Here is a 12,696-nt window from a genome sequence, read left to right on the forward strand (position 1 = left end):
GACCATGGAAACACGTGCAATTGTTCGTGGCGTCCGTCTGTCGGTCGACAAGGGCCGTCTGGTCGCCGACATGATTCGTGGCAAGAAGGTGGATCAGGCCCTGAGCATCCTGACGTTCACGCAGAAGAAAGCTGCCGTGATCATCAAGAAGGCCTTGGAATCCGCCATCGCCAACGCCGAGCACAACGACGGTGCCGACATCGACGAACTGAAGGTGAAAACCATCTACGTCGAGCAGGGCCCGACGCTCAAGCGCTTCACCGCCCGCGCCAAAGGCCGCGGTAACCGCATCAGCAAGCCCACGTGCCACGTGTACGTGACGGTCGGCAACTGAAAGGTGTAAGCAATGGGACAGAAAATCCATCCTACCGGTTTCCGCCTGGCGGTGAGCCGTAACTGGAACAGCCGCTGGTACGCCAACAACCGCGATTTCGCCGGCATGCTGGCCGAAGACATCAAGGTGCGCGAGTACCTGGCCAAGAAACTGAAGAACGCTTCCGTTTCCCGCATCCTGATCGAGCGCCCCGCCAAGAGCGCCCGCATCACCATCTACTCGGCGCGTCCGGGCGTGGTGATCGGCAAGAAAGGCGAGGACATCGAGAACCTGAAGCGTGAACTGAACGCCATGCTGGGCGTGCCGGTCGCCGTGAACATCGAGGAAGTGCGCAAGCCCGAAATCGATGCCAAGCTGATCGCCGACAGCATCACGCAGCAGCTCGAGAAGCGCATCATGTTCCGCCGCGCCATGAAGCGCGCCATGCAGAACGCCATGCGCATGGGTGCCCAGGGCATCAAGATCATGTCTTCCGGCCGTCTGAACGGCATCGAAATCGCCCGTACCGAGTGGTACCGCGAAGGCCGTGTGCCGCTGCACACCCTGCGCGCCGACATCGACTACGGTGTGAGCGAAGCCGAAACCACCTACGGCATCATCGGTGTCAAGGTGTGGGTCTACAAGGGCGACAACCTGGGCCGCAATGACGTGCCCGTGGCTGCCGAACCGCGTGAAGACGAGCGCCGCCCGCGTGGCCGCCGCGATGGCCGCGACGACCGCCGCAGCGACCGTCCGCGTACCCGCCGCATCGCCGGTGCAGGCAACACTGCTCCTACCGATGGCAGCGACAAGCCGGCTGAAGCCTCTGGCGCAGCCACCCCCGCCGTTAAGCGCGTTGCGAACGCGCCCGCTGCAGCAGCGGACGGCACCGCAGCCGAATAATCCGTTCGGCTGATCCAGGAGAAAACACATGCTGCAACCTGCACGCAGAAAATACCGCAAAGAGCAGAAAGGCCGCAACACCGGCATCGCTACCCGTGGCAACACGGTGGCGTTCGGTGACTTCGGCCTGAAGTCGACCGACCGTGGTCGCCTGACTGCCCGTCAAATCGAAGCTGCACGTCGTGCCATTTCCCGTCACGTCAAGCGTGGCGGCCGTATCTGGATTCGCGTGTTCCCCGACAAGCCGATCTCCCAGAAGCCTGCTGAAGTGCGTATGGGTAACGGCAAGGGCAACCCCGAGTACTACGTGGCAGAAATCCAGCCCGGCAAGGTCATCTACGAGATCGTGGGTGTGCCCGAAGAACTGGCCCGTGAAGCGTTCAAGCTGGCTGCTGCCAAGCTGCCGCTGCGCACCGTGTTCGTGTCCCGCCAACTGGGCGCCTAATCAGGAGAAGAGAAAATGAAAGCTGCTGATCTGCGCAACAAGGACGTGGCCGGCATCGAAGCCGAAATCAAGGACCTGCAAAAGGCCCATTTCGGTCTGCGCATGCAAAAGGGCACCCAGCAACTGAACAACACGGCTGCACTGCGCCAGACGCGTCGTGACATTGCCCGTGCCAAGACCATTCTTGCTGAAAAGCAAGCCGCCAAGTAATCAAGGAGTGACCAAAATGACGGAAGCAAAAACCTCCCTCAAGCGCACCTTGATCGGCAAGGTGGTGAGCGACAAGCGTGCCAAGACAGTGACCGTGATGATCGAGCGTCGCGTGATGCACCCGATCTACGGCAAGATCGTGATCAAGACCAGCAAGTACCACGCCCATGACGAAAATGGCGAGTACAAGCTGGGCGACATCATCGAGATTACCGAAGGCCGCCCGATCTCCCGTACCAAGAGCTGGGTTGCCACCCGCCTGGTGCAGAAGGCTGCCGTGGTGTAATTCACAGCCCGCCGATGGCAGGGATGCGCGCATCCCTGCCGTGCGAAAGAACGCCTCACGCAAGTGGGGCGTTTTTTTTTCATCCCTGCAAAGCCGGCATAATGGAAACAGACAGGGGCCCGGCCCCTCATGGCCTTGCGGCCCCGTTCTTGCCAAGGAATTGCCCATGATCACCGCGCTGGTCCAGTTCAGTCTGCCCGAAGCCATCACGCGTGCCCAGGCGCGCGAGATTTTCCGCAATACCGCCCCGCGCTATCTCGACATGCCGGGTCTGGTGCGCAAGTACTACATCCTGTCCGAAGACGGCCGCACCGCGGGCGGCATGTACCTGTGGCGCACGCGTGCCGATGCCGAGCGCGTCTACGATGCTGCGTGGAAGCAGTTCGTGCAGGAGAAATACGGTGCGCCGCCCCAGCTCACCCTGTTCGACAGCCCGGTGCAGGTCGACAACTTGACGCACGAGATCCTGATCGACGAAAGCTGAGCGCAGGACGGACGCTCAGAGCTCCGCCATCAGGTAGTGCGAGCCCGCCACCGGATTGTGGTAGTAGGGCGGGATCTCCACGAACCCCAGTTCCTCGTACAGCGCGCGCGCCGACTCCATGTCGTCCAGCGTGTCCAGCAGCACATGCTGGTAGCCGGCCATGCGTGCCGCATCGAGGATGCCCTCGGTCAGCAGCCGGCCCAGGCCGAAGCCGCGAAACATAGGACGCACGTACAGGCGCTTCATCTCGGCCGCATCGGCATAGTCGGTTTCGGGCAGGGGGCGCAGGGCGCAGCCTCCGGCCACGGCGCCGTCCACCAGTGCCAGCAGCAGGGTGCCCTGCGGCTGTGCATAGGCACCCGGCAATGCGGCCAGCTCCTCGGCAAATCCCTGGAAATCCAGATCGATATCCAGGCTGTCGGCATATTCCTGCATCAGGCGGCGCGCCTCTTGCAGCAGTTCCGGCGTGTCGACCGGCTGCAGGCGGATTTCGGGGGGAGGGTGGTGCTCGCTCATGGTCTTACATGTAGCTCGCGCTGACCTCGCCCGCCAGCGAGCTGACCCAGACCATGAAGCCGGCACAGGCGGCAAACAGCAGCAGGGCGAGCAGACGCGTGCCGGCGGAATCGCGGCTGGCTGGGGTGCCCGGTGGCAGCTGCTTGTCGCCCAGCAGCATGGGGCCGACCAGGTTGCGCTTGCGTGCCACCCGATAGAAGACGATGGCACCCACATGCAGCAGCACCAGCGAGATGATCAGCGGCTTGGCGAGCTTGTGCAGGCCGGTGAGCGTGCTCACGGTGTCATTGGATACCAGGTGCGCCAGCGGGCCCGAGAAGGCGATGTCGTCGTAGGCGAACAGGCCGATCACGCCTTGCACGCCCAGTACCAGCAGCATGGCCCAGACGGAAAGCGCACCCGCCGGGCTGTGCCCCACTTCGTCGAGTGCCTGTCCATCGCCGCGCAGGTAGCGCAGCATGCGCGAGGGGCTGTAGAGAAAGTTGGCGAAGCGCGACCAGTGGCCACCGATCACGCCCCAGACCAGGCGGAACAGCAGCAGGGCGAGCACGCCCATGCCGGCGCGCAGGTGCCATTCCATCCACAGGCCTCCCACGGTGCCGCTCACCACCAGCACCACCACCAGCAGGGCCAGGGCCCAGTGGAACAGACGGGTGGGAAGATCCCAGACGCGGACAGGAACGGTGGAAACCGGCTCGACAGACATGTAGCAGTGCGGGGCAATCAGGTAATGGATGGACGCACGGCAGCCTTGCAGACGGCCATGCCAAAATAACTGTAGCACGGTGCGCGGCACTCGTGCCAATGCAGGGAAACCTCCATGCCTTCGCAAGTGGGCGCAACGGTGCCCGCTTCAACCCCCTACCAAGACGACGAGGAAACTGTCCCATGAAGAAACTCGCCTGCCTGACGCTGGCTGCCGGCCTGTTCGCAGCCCTGCCGGCCGCTGCCCAGTCCTTTGCCAAGGCCGAAGACGCCATCAAGTACCGCCAGGGTGCGTTCAACGTGATCGGTGCGCATTTCGGCCCGATCGGTGCCATGGCCACCGGAAAGGCCCCCTACAACGCCAAGTCCGCAGCGGCCAACGCCGAAGTGGTGGCCTACATGGCGCGCCTGCCGTTCGCCGGCTTCACGCAGGGCAGCGACAAGGGCCAGACCCGTGCCAAGGCCGAAATCTGGAAAGACAGCGCCAAGTTCAAGGCCGGTGCCGAGAAGTTCCAGGCCGAGGCAGCCAAGCTGAACACGGCGGCCAAGAGCGGCGACCTGAACCAGCTCAAGGCGGCTTTTGCCGATGCCGCCCAGACCTGCAAGTCCTGCCACGACAACTTCCGCAACAAGTAAGTCCTGCAGACGGCCACAAACGAAACAGCCCGCGAAAGCGGGCTGTTCTGCGTGGGCTGCTACTGGCGGATGATGCGGATCAGCTCTCCGCCAGCAGCTTCTCGATCAGCGTGTGCAGCTCCTTCTCGTTGGGCGCACCCACGTATTGCTTGACGATTTCGCCACGCCGGTTCAGCAGGAAGGTGGTGGGGGTGATGGTGATGTTGCCCCAGTCGCGCGCCACCTGGCCGGTGTTGTCCAGAGCCACCTCGAAGGGCAGCTGGCGTGTCTTGACGAAGTTCAGCACATAGGCCGGCGGATCGTATTCCATCGCCACGGCCACCGTGCGGTAGCCCTTGGCCTGGTATTTGTTGTAGGTGCTCACCAGCATGGGCATCTCGGCCACGCAGGTGGTGCAGCTGGTGGCCCAGAAGTTGACCAGCGTGACATTGCCGTTCCATGACTGGGTAGTCTTTTGGCTGCCGTCGAGCATCACGAAGTTCGACTGGGGCGCGGCATCGGGGCGCAGCGAAAAATAGGTGGCGGCGGCCACACCGAACAGGGCCAGGAAGCCCATGATGGAAAACAGGCGTTTCATGCAAGCGTTCTCGAATGACTGGACACGGGCCGCACGCACAGGCGACCCGGACGCCTAGTGTATGCGCATTGCGGTGCAGTCCCTGCGGGAAAGCTGCAACAGGGCAGGACGGCGCAGGGTTTTTCATGGGCCGCTGCTGCGGGAGGCGCGTGCTACATTGCTGCCACACCGTCCGCCAGCCGTGACGGGATTGCCGGCTTTAGTTCCATGTCCCTGCTTGATCGCCGCGGCGCCATCCTGGTGTTCCTGGTGTGCGCCTTCTGCTATTTCCTCTCGACCCTGCTGCGCGTGGTCACGGCCACCATTGCCCCGCAGCTCACGGACGAGTTCCAGCTGGGCGCGGGCGCACTGGGCCTGCTCTCCGGCGCCTACTTCCTCGGCTTCACGCTGACGCAGCTGCCGCTCGGGCACTGGCTCGACAAGCTGGGTCCGCGCGCCATCCTGTCGCGCTTTCTGGTGCTGGCGGTACTCGGCACGCTGCTGTTTGCCTGGGCACAGGGCCTGGGCAGCCTGTTCGCGGCACGCCTGCTGGCGGGCATCGGCCTGAGTGCCTGCCTGATGGCGCCGCTCGCCGGCTACCGGCGCTGGCTGGATGGCCCGATGCAGCTGCGTGCCAATGCCTGGATGCTGATGACCGGTTCCTTCGGTATGGTGGCCGCCACCCTGCCGGTGCAGTGGCTGCTGCCGGTGACGGGCTGGCGCCTGCTGTTCGTGGCGCTGGCGATCCTGATGGCGTTGGCCATGCTGCTGGTGCTGCGCGTGCTGCCGGCCTGGCAGCTGCCCTCCGGTGCGCCAGTGGCGGCTGGCAATGGCAGGCCCGGGCTGCGCGCCGTCTGGACGCATCCGCAGTTCATCCACTACATTCCGATCGCCCTGGTCAACTACGGCGCCATGACGGCCACGCAGACGCTCTGGGCCGGCCCCTGGCTCAGTCATGTGGCCGGATTCACTCCGGAGCAATCGGCGCGCGGCATGTTCATCATCAACCTGCTGATGCTGCTGGCGTTCTGGCTCTGGGGCCTGCTGATGCCGCGCCTGCTGCGCGCCGGCATGGAGGTGGAATCCATGATCCGCCGGGGCCTGCCAGTCAGCATGGCCATCCTGCTGCTGGTGATCCTGGGCGGCACGCAACTCGGCGATGCAACGCCCTGGCTGCTGGCCGCATTCTGCGTGACCTCGACCGTGGTCTCGCTGGCGCAGCCGGTGCTGACGCAGCGCCTGCCGGTGCATCTGGCCGGCCGTTCGCTCACTTCCTTCAACCTGCTGGTGTTTGCCGGCGTGTTCCTGGTGCAGTCCGGCGTGGGCCGGCTGGTGGATGCGCTGCAGCAGCGCGGCTGGCAGCTGGCGGATGCCTACCGTGGGGCTTTCGGGGTGTTGCTGGCAGCCTGCGTGCTGTCGTATCTGCTGTTCCTGTGGTACAAACCGGGCCGCGTCGAAGTATCATCCTTGCAATGACCAATCCGTGTCCGTCCGCGCGCCGGCCGCCTGCGCGTGCCCGAACACCGTTTCCTGCATGAACCAGATCCTCATCATCGCCCACGAACCGCTGGCGCAGGCGTTCCGGGCTGCGGCCTTGCATGTCTTTCCCGACTGCGGCGACCGTGTCCATGCGCTCGACGTGCTGGCGCACGAAACGCCCGAGCAGACGCTGGAGCGCGCCCGCCTGCTGATGCAGGACATGGTCTGTGCCGGCACCCTGGTGATGACGGACGTGCTGGGTGCCACCCCCTGCAATGTGGTCACCCACCTGCTCGAACGGCAGGAAGCCATCGGCTGCCAGGCACCGCTGCGCGGCGTCACCGGCCTGAACGTGCCGATGCTGCTGCGGGCCGTCTGCTATGCCGGGCTGCCGCTGGACGAGATGCAGGAACGCGCCCTCAGCGGCGGTGCGCAGGGCATCATGCCGATCGCCTGCGATCCGGATGCCTGCAGCCAGGACGAGAAAGAATGATTCAGCAAGCCATCACCATCAGCAACCGGCTCGGGCTGCACGCCCGCGCCTCCGCCAAGCTCACCAAGCTGGCCGGCTCCTTCCCCTGCGAAGTCTGGGTCACGCGCGGCAGCCGGCGCGTCAATGCCAAGAGCATCATGGGCGTCATGATGCTGGCCGCCGGCATCGGCACCGAGATCACGCTCGAGACCAATGGCGAGCGCGAGGAGGAGGCCATGCAGGCGCTGGTCGACCTGATCAACGACAAGTTCGGCGAAGGCGAGTGAGGAAACGCGGATGACGATCTCGATCCACGGCATCGGTGTCGGCCGGGGCGTCGCGATTGGCCGCGCCGTGGTCATCGCGTCCAGCCGCTCCGATGTGGGGCATTACTTCATCGAACCGGAGCAGGTCGAGGCGGAAATCGCCCGGGTGCACGACGCGCGCGACTCGGTGGTGCAGGAAATCCAGTTGCTGCTGGCGACCATGCCCAAGGAAATGCCGGGCGAACTCGCCGCGCTGCTCGAAGTGCACATGATGCTGCTGCAGGACGACGAGATCTTCAGCGGCGTGCGCTACTGGATCGCCGACCGGCTCTACAACGCCGGCTGGGCCCTGTCCACCCAGTTCGAGCGGCTGGCACGCCAGTTCGACGACATGGAGGATCCCTACCTGCGCGAGCGCAAGCTCGATCTGGAGCAGGTGATCGAGCGCATCATCAAGCGCATCCAGGGCCAGCAGACGTTGCTGGCGGTGCAGGAAAACGGCCGCCACGAGGGGGGCGAGGCCAATCTGCTGGGCGAGGACGCCATGGACGTGCCGCTGGTGCTGGTGGCGCACGACCTGAGTCCCTCCGACATGCTGCAGTTCCGCCAGAGCGTGTTCAAGGGCTTCGTCACGGATGTGGGCGGCAAGACTTCGCACACCGCCATCGTGGCGCGCAGCATGGGCATCCCGGCCGTGGTGGGGGCACGCACTGCCAGCCAGCTGGTGCGGCAGGACGACTGGATCGTCATCGACGGCGATGCCGGCGTGATGCTGGTCAACCCGTCCACCATCACCCTGGACGAATACCGCTTCCGCCAGCGCCAGGACGCGCTGGACCGCTCGCGCCTGCTGCGCCTGGTCAATACCCCGGCCGTCACGCTCGACGGCGAGAAGATCGAGCTGCTGGCGAACATCGAGTTGCCCAAGGATACCGAAGCCGCGCTGGCGGCGGGCGCCGTCGGCGTCGGCCTGTTCCGCAGCGAATTCCTGTTCATGGGCCGCAAGCAGCATCTGCCTGGCGAGGAGGAGCAATACCAGGCCTATGTGCGCGCGCTCGAAGGCATGCGCGGCCTGCCGCTCACCATCCGCACCATCGACGTGGGCGCCGACAAGCCGCTGAATGACAGCGTGCCCGATGCCGCCCACCTCAACCCGGCGCTCGGCATGCGCGCCATCCGCTGGAGCCTGGCCGAGCCGGCCATGTTCCTCACGCAGTTGCGCGCCATCCTGCGCGCCGCCGCCCAAGGCCGCATCCATGTGCTGATCCCCATGCTGGCGCATGTCAGCGAGATCCGGCAGACCCTGCAGATGCTGGATATGGCGCGCAGCCAGCTCGATGCCCGCGGTGTGGCCTACGGTCAGGTGGATCTGGGCGCGATGATCGAGGTGCCGGCAGCCGCGCTCACGGCGCGCCTGTTCCTGAAGTATTTCGATTTTCTCTCGATCGGCACCAACGACCTGATCCAGTACACGCTGGCCATCGACCGGGCCGACGAATCGGTGGCGCACCTGTACGACCCCATGCATCCTGCCGTGCTGCAGCTGCTGGCCGACACCATCCGGGCGGCGCGCGAGGCGGGCAAGCCGGTGAGCGTGTGCGGGGAAATGGCCGGGGACACAGCCTTCACCAAGCTGCTGCTCGGCCTCGGCCTGCGCAGCTTCTCCATGCATCCGGCGCAGATCCTGGCCGTGAAGCAGGAAATCGTGCGCTCGGATACCGGCAAGCTGGTCGACTGGGCACAGTCCGTGCTGCAGAGCGAGGATCCGGCCGCTGCCATGGCGCAGAAGCCCTGAGGCCGGGAGCCGGCTGGATCAGGCAGAAACGATCTGCAGCGCCGGCAAGTTCTCGGGATCGAGGCTTGGATCGTCGAGTGCATCGCCGGCCACGATCGGCTGGGCCGGTTGCGCCAGCAGCTCGCGCAGGAAGTTGGGCTGGGCCAGCAGCGCCTGATGCATGGCGCCGTTGTACAGCTGCAGCTCGCGCAGTCCCAGTTCGGCAATGCGTGCATCCACGGTAGCGGCATCGAGCGCCAGCGGATCGGCACTGTCCGACGCGACGGCCATGGCCCAGAGCGTGCCATACAGCGGCACATACTGCAGGTAGGGACGCACCACGCCAAACACGCTGCGCAGCGAGGCCATGATGCGGGCCAGTGTTTCCGGACGGTGGATGGGCGACTGGATATGCAGCGACAGCACGCCGCCTGGCGTCAGCTTGCTGCGGCAGGCTGCATAGAACTCGCGCGTATACAGCTCTACCGCCGGCCCGAACGGATCCGTCAGGTCCAGCACGATCTGGTCGAAGCGTTCCTCGCACTGTTCGACAAAGGCGCGGCCATCGCCGATCAGCAGTTCCAGCCGCGGATCGTCAAAGGCGCCACGGTGGATGGAAGGCAGCCAGGTGCGCGCCATGGCGATCACGTCGGCGTCGAGCTCGGCCAGCACCACGCGCTGCATGTCCGGGTGCTTGAGCAGCTCTTCGGCGGCGCCGCCGTCGCCGCCGCCAATGATCAGCGCCGAACGCGGCCGACCGAAGGTGACGGCCGGCAGGTGGATCATCGGCTCATGGTAGAAGAACTCGTCGCGCTCCGAGGTCATGAAACAGCCGTCGATGCGCATGGCGCGGCCGAACAGCGGCGTGTCCACGATCTCGATGTGCTGCATGGGCGAGCGGCATTCGGCCAGCAGCGCGCTGGTGCCGACGTAGAAGCCGAAATCGCCGCTCAGGGCTTCCAGTGCGTAGCGGCCGCGGGCGGCCGGGGTGGCGGCGCTCATGCGCGCACGACCCGGTGCAGGTGCGGCTCGGTCGGCTGGAAGGCGTCCATCAGTTGCTTGAACAGCGCTTCGGCCTTGCCGGAGTTGTCCTGCGAGTAGCTGCACACGTACACGTCCAGCGTGACGTAGTCGTCTTCCGGCCAAGTGTGCAGCGACAGGTGCGACTCGGCCAAGACCACCATGCCGGTCACGCCACCGCCTTCGCCAAAGCTGTGGAACAGGCTGCCCACGGAGGTCAGGCCGGCTTGCTCCACCGCCTGCAGGCAGAAGTTTTCGATGGTGGCGGCGTCGAGCATCAGGCGCTCGTCGCAATGGCAACCGTACAGGTCGCCGATCAGGTGCAGACCCGGCGCCTTGCGCGCCACATGTGCTGCGGCCGTGCGTGCCGGCTGGCCGAGAAGGGTCTGGGAGGAAGTGTGCATACGCATCTCCACGATGAGGGTGGCAACAGAGACCGTGCCGGGACACGATCGCGAAGCAGCGTCGCGGGACACTGACTGGCGTCTGCCGCGGCGTCAGCAGCGGCAAAAGATGGCCGGCTCAAGGGAGCCGAGAAAGCCCATCAGTCTAACATGGGAATTAAGTTGTGCAAAATCAAGGGCTTATTTGCAGGTCGAGCGTAGGGGTATGCCCCTAGCCGGGGTGGCGCCGCGCACCGACAACGGCTGCGCCCACGATCAACAGGGTGGCCAGTGCCAGCAATTCGCTCGGCGCCTGCCCCCGGCTCCACAGCAGCATGCCGGTCGACAGCAGCGGCGTGAGAAAGGCCAGCAGGCCCACGGTGCGCGGATCCGTGCGCTTGAGGGCCGCATCCCAGACAAAGAAGGCGCCGCCCAGCGGGCCGATGCCGAGCAGGGCGATCAGCCCCCAGTCGCGCGGCGAGAGCGTCACCGGTGCTTCGAAGGCCCGGTGGAACAGCAGCGAACCCATCCCCGCCAGCAGGCAGAAGCCGCCGATCGCCGCCGTGCGGAACGGGGGCACGCGCTGGCTCAGCAAGGAGTAGCAGGCCCAGGTCAGCGCGGCCGCCAGCGCCAGCAGATAGCCGGTGAGGGTACTGCCATCCAGCGCGGCCGTGAACGAGCTGCCACCGGCACGGGCGCCATCCAGCAATGCCAGTACCGCACCGGCAAAGCCGATCAGCGCCGCCGCCAGATGCTGCCAGCGAAAGCGCATGCCGCGCAGCAGCAGCGGCGCCAGCACCACGATGCCGAGCGGCCACAGATAGTTGAGCAGATTCACCTGCACCGGCGGCGCCAGCCGGAACGCTGCAAACAGCAGCGCGTGATAGCCGAGCAGCCCGACAAAGCCCAGCAGCAGCGTCGGCAGTGGCACCTTCCAGTCCGCCCAGCGTCCGCGCGACAGCGGCAGTGCCACCAGCGAGCCCACCAGCAGCCCGAGCCCGGTCAGCAGAAACGGCGGCACATGGCGCAGGCTCACCCCCAGCGTGGCCAGGCTGGCCCACAGCACGATTGCCGCCAGGGCAAACAGCACGCCCTGCCGTCCCTGGGTGCGATGCACTCAGACGGTCTCGCCGGAGGGGGCAGCGCCAGCGGCCATGGCCTGCTGATCGGCATGGTAGGAACTGCGCACCAGCGCGCCCACGGCGGCGTGGCTGAAGCCCATCTCCCTGGCCTTCTCCTCGAACATCCTGAAGGTATCGGGATGCACATAGCGCTTGACCGGCAGATGGCTGTTGCTCGGTGCCAGATACTGGCCGATGGTCAGCATGTTGATACCGTGGTCGCGCATGTCCTGCATCACTGCGAGAATTTCCTCGTCGGTCTCGCCCAGGCCCACCATCAGCCCGCTCTTGGTCGGCACATCCGGGAACAGCGCCTTGAACTTCTTCAGCAGGTTCAGCGAGAACTGGTAATCGCTGCCCGGACGGGCCTGCTTGTACAGGCGTGGCACCGTTTCCAGGTTGTGGTTCATCACATCGGGCGGCGCGGCCTTGAGGATTTCCAGCGCGCGGTCATCGCGGCCGCGGAAGTCGGGTACCAGCACCTCGATCTGCGTGGTTGGCGACAACTCGCGCGTCTTGCGGATGCAATCCACGAAGTGCTGCGCACCTCCATCGCGCAGATCGTCGCGGTCCACGCTGGTGATCACCACGTATTTCAGGCGCAGCGCGGCAATCGTGCGCGCCAGATTCTCCGGCTCGTTCACGTCCAGCGGGTCGGGGCGGCCATGGCCCACATCGCAGAACGGACAGCGGCGCGTGCACTTGTCACCCATGATCATGAAGGTGGCGGTGCCGTGGCCGAAGCATTCGCCAATGTTCGGACAGCTCGCCTCCTCGCACACCGTCACCAGCTTGTTCTGGCGCAGGATGTCCTTGATCTCGTAGAAGCGCGTGCTCGGGCTGCCCGCCTTCACGCGGATCCAGTCCGGCTTGCGCAGGATCTCGTGCTGCTCCACCTTGACAGGAATGCGGCTCAGCTTGGCTGCGGCTTTCTGCTTGGCGGAGGGGTTGTAGGTGTCGGTGCTCTGCGCCTCGCGCACGACAGGGCTGCTGCCGGCGGGAGCGGAAGGGTTCTGGCTGCTCATGGTTGTCTCTGTTCTTGAATGCCGCAGTGTAAACGCTGCGGCTGCTCTGCTCCAAGCCGCGCGTGCCAGCCCGCCGGCGCGCAGGGATAAGCCGTATCGCCC

General features: G+C 65.5%; 18 protein-coding genes. 11 read left to right on the plus strand and 7 right to left on the minus strand.

What is annotated here, in order from left to right:
• Positions 1-4 precede the first annotated feature (4 nt).
• The 6 genes from rplV (at position 5) to KKQ75_RS10970 (ending at position 2,641) form a co-directional block, all read left to right on the plus strand.
• Positions 5-334, plus strand: a complete 330-nt coding sequence (gene rplV, locus KKQ75_RS10945; protein ID WP_213362200.1) for a 50S ribosomal protein L22 — start codon at positions 5-7, stop codon at positions 332-334.
• A gap of 12 nt (positions 335-346) precedes the next feature.
• On the plus strand, positions 347-1,216 hold the full coding sequence (gene rpsC / locus KKQ75_RS10950; protein ID WP_213362202.1) for a 30S ribosomal protein S3: 870 nt from the start codon (positions 347-349) through the stop codon (positions 1,214-1,216).
• 28 nt (positions 1,217-1,244) lie between these two features.
• A complete protein-coding gene (gene rplP, locus KKQ75_RS10955; protein WP_213362204.1) occupies positions 1,245-1,661 on the plus strand; it encodes a 50S ribosomal protein L16 in 417 nt (138 codons plus the stop codon).
• 15 nt (positions 1,662-1,676) lie between these two features.
• The gene (gene rpmC / locus KKQ75_RS10960; protein ID WP_091818229.1) at positions 1,677-1,871 is read left to right on the plus strand and encodes a 50S ribosomal protein L29; all 195 of its coding nucleotides are present in this window, start codon (positions 1,677-1,679) and stop codon (positions 1,869-1,871) included.
• Between the two features lie 16 nt (positions 1,872-1,887).
• A complete protein-coding gene (gene rpsQ / locus KKQ75_RS10965) occupies positions 1,888-2,157 on the plus strand; it encodes a 30S ribosomal protein S17 (RefSeq protein WP_213362205.1) in 270 nt (89 codons plus the stop codon).
• A gap of 166 nt (positions 2,158-2,323) precedes the next feature.
• Positions 2,324-2,641, plus strand: a complete 318-nt coding sequence (locus KKQ75_RS10970; protein WP_213362206.1) for a YdhR family protein — start codon at positions 2,324-2,326, stop codon at positions 2,639-2,641.
• A gap of 15 nt (positions 2,642-2,656) precedes the next feature.
• Here KKQ75_RS10970 and KKQ75_RS10975 read toward each other — a convergent pair whose 3' ends face one another.
• Positions 2,657-3,157: a GNAT family N-acetyltransferase gene (locus tag KKQ75_RS10975; RefSeq protein ID WP_213362207.1), complete on the minus strand. Its 501-nt coding sequence runs from the start codon at positions 3,155-3,157 to the stop codon at positions 2,657-2,659.
• Positions 3,158-3,161: 4 nt separating this feature from the next.
• Positions 3,162-3,941, minus strand: coding sequence for a cytochrome b/b6 domain-containing protein (locus KKQ75_RS10980; RefSeq protein ID WP_349772156.1), 780 nt, complete (start codon positions 3,939-3,941; stop codon positions 3,162-3,164).
• 104 nt (positions 3,942-4,045) lie between these two features.
• Between KKQ75_RS10980 and KKQ75_RS10985 the strand changes: the two genes are divergently transcribed.
• Positions 4,046-4,498: a c-type cytochrome gene (locus KKQ75_RS10985; RefSeq protein ID WP_213362208.1), complete on the plus strand. Its 453-nt coding sequence runs from the start codon at positions 4,046-4,048 to the stop codon at positions 4,496-4,498.
• A 79-nt stretch (positions 4,499-4,577) separates the two neighbouring features.
• On the opposite strand, the gene KKQ75_RS10990 is transcribed toward KKQ75_RS10985, so the two are convergent.
• Positions 4,578-5,075 carry a TlpA family protein disulfide reductase gene (locus KKQ75_RS10990; RefSeq protein WP_213362209.1) on the minus strand — a complete coding sequence of 166 codons (498 nt, stop codon included), beginning with the start codon at positions 5,073-5,075 and terminating at the stop codon, positions 4,578-4,580.
• Positions 5,076-5,282: 207 nt separating this feature from the next.
• Here KKQ75_RS10990 and KKQ75_RS10995 point away from each other — a divergent pair, with 207 nt between their 5' ends.
• The 4 genes from KKQ75_RS10995 to ptsP are packed head-to-tail and all read left to right on the plus strand — an operon-like array spanning position 5,283 to position 9,066.
• The gene (locus tag KKQ75_RS10995; protein WP_213362211.1) at positions 5,283-6,530 is read left to right on the plus strand and encodes an MFS transporter; all 1,248 of its coding nucleotides are present in this window, start codon (positions 5,283-5,285) and stop codon (positions 6,528-6,530) included.
• Between the two features lie 58 nt (positions 6,531-6,588).
• The gene (locus tag KKQ75_RS11000) at positions 6,589-7,026 is read left to right on the plus strand and encodes a PTS sugar transporter subunit IIA (RefSeq protein ID WP_250131071.1); all 438 of its coding nucleotides are present in this window, start codon (positions 6,589-6,591) and stop codon (positions 7,024-7,026) included.
• Complete coding sequence (locus tag KKQ75_RS11005) at positions 7,023-7,292, plus strand: HPr family phosphocarrier protein (RefSeq protein ID WP_213362212.1); 270 nt, start codon at positions 7,023-7,025, stop codon at positions 7,290-7,292. The genes KKQ75_RS11000 and KKQ75_RS11005 overlap by 4 nt, the downstream gene beginning before the upstream one ends.
• A gap of 10 nt (positions 7,293-7,302) precedes the next feature.
• Entirely contained in the window at positions 7,303-9,066 is a 1,764-nt protein-coding gene (ptsP, locus tag KKQ75_RS11010; RefSeq protein ID WP_213362213.1) for a phosphoenolpyruvate--protein phosphotransferase, read from the plus strand.
• 18 nt (positions 9,067-9,084) lie between these two features.
• Here the strand turns inward: ptsP and speE are convergent, their stop codons facing one another.
• The 4 genes from speE to lipA all read right to left on the minus strand — a co-directional run bounded on the left by speE (position 9,085) and on the right by lipA (position 12,594).
• Positions 9,085-10,047: a polyamine aminopropyltransferase gene (gene speE / locus KKQ75_RS11015; RefSeq protein ID WP_213362214.1), complete on the minus strand. Its 963-nt coding sequence runs from the start codon at positions 10,045-10,047 to the stop codon at positions 9,085-9,087.
• Positions 10,044-10,469: an adenosylmethionine decarboxylase gene (gene speD / locus KKQ75_RS11020; RefSeq protein ID WP_250131072.1), complete on the minus strand. Its 426-nt coding sequence runs from the start codon at positions 10,467-10,469 to the stop codon at positions 10,044-10,046. The genes speE and speD overlap by 4 nt, the downstream gene beginning before the upstream one ends.
• 211 nt (positions 10,470-10,680) lie before the next feature.
• Positions 10,681-11,565, minus strand: a complete 885-nt coding sequence (locus tag KKQ75_RS11025; protein ID WP_213362215.1) for a DMT family transporter — start codon at positions 11,563-11,565, stop codon at positions 10,681-10,683.
• The gene (gene lipA / locus KKQ75_RS11030; protein WP_213362216.1) at positions 11,566-12,594 is read right to left on the minus strand and encodes a lipoyl synthase; all 1,029 of its coding nucleotides are present in this window, start codon (positions 12,592-12,594) and stop codon (positions 11,566-11,568) included. It lies immediately after the preceding gene.
• Positions 12,595-12,696 lie beyond the last annotated feature (102 nt).

The sequence above is a fragment of the Brachymonas denitrificans genome, from assembly GCF_907163135.1.
In the GTDB taxonomy this organism is placed as follows: domain Bacteria; phylum Pseudomonadota; class Gammaproteobacteria; order Burkholderiales; family Burkholderiaceae_C; genus Brachymonas; species Brachymonas denitrificans_A.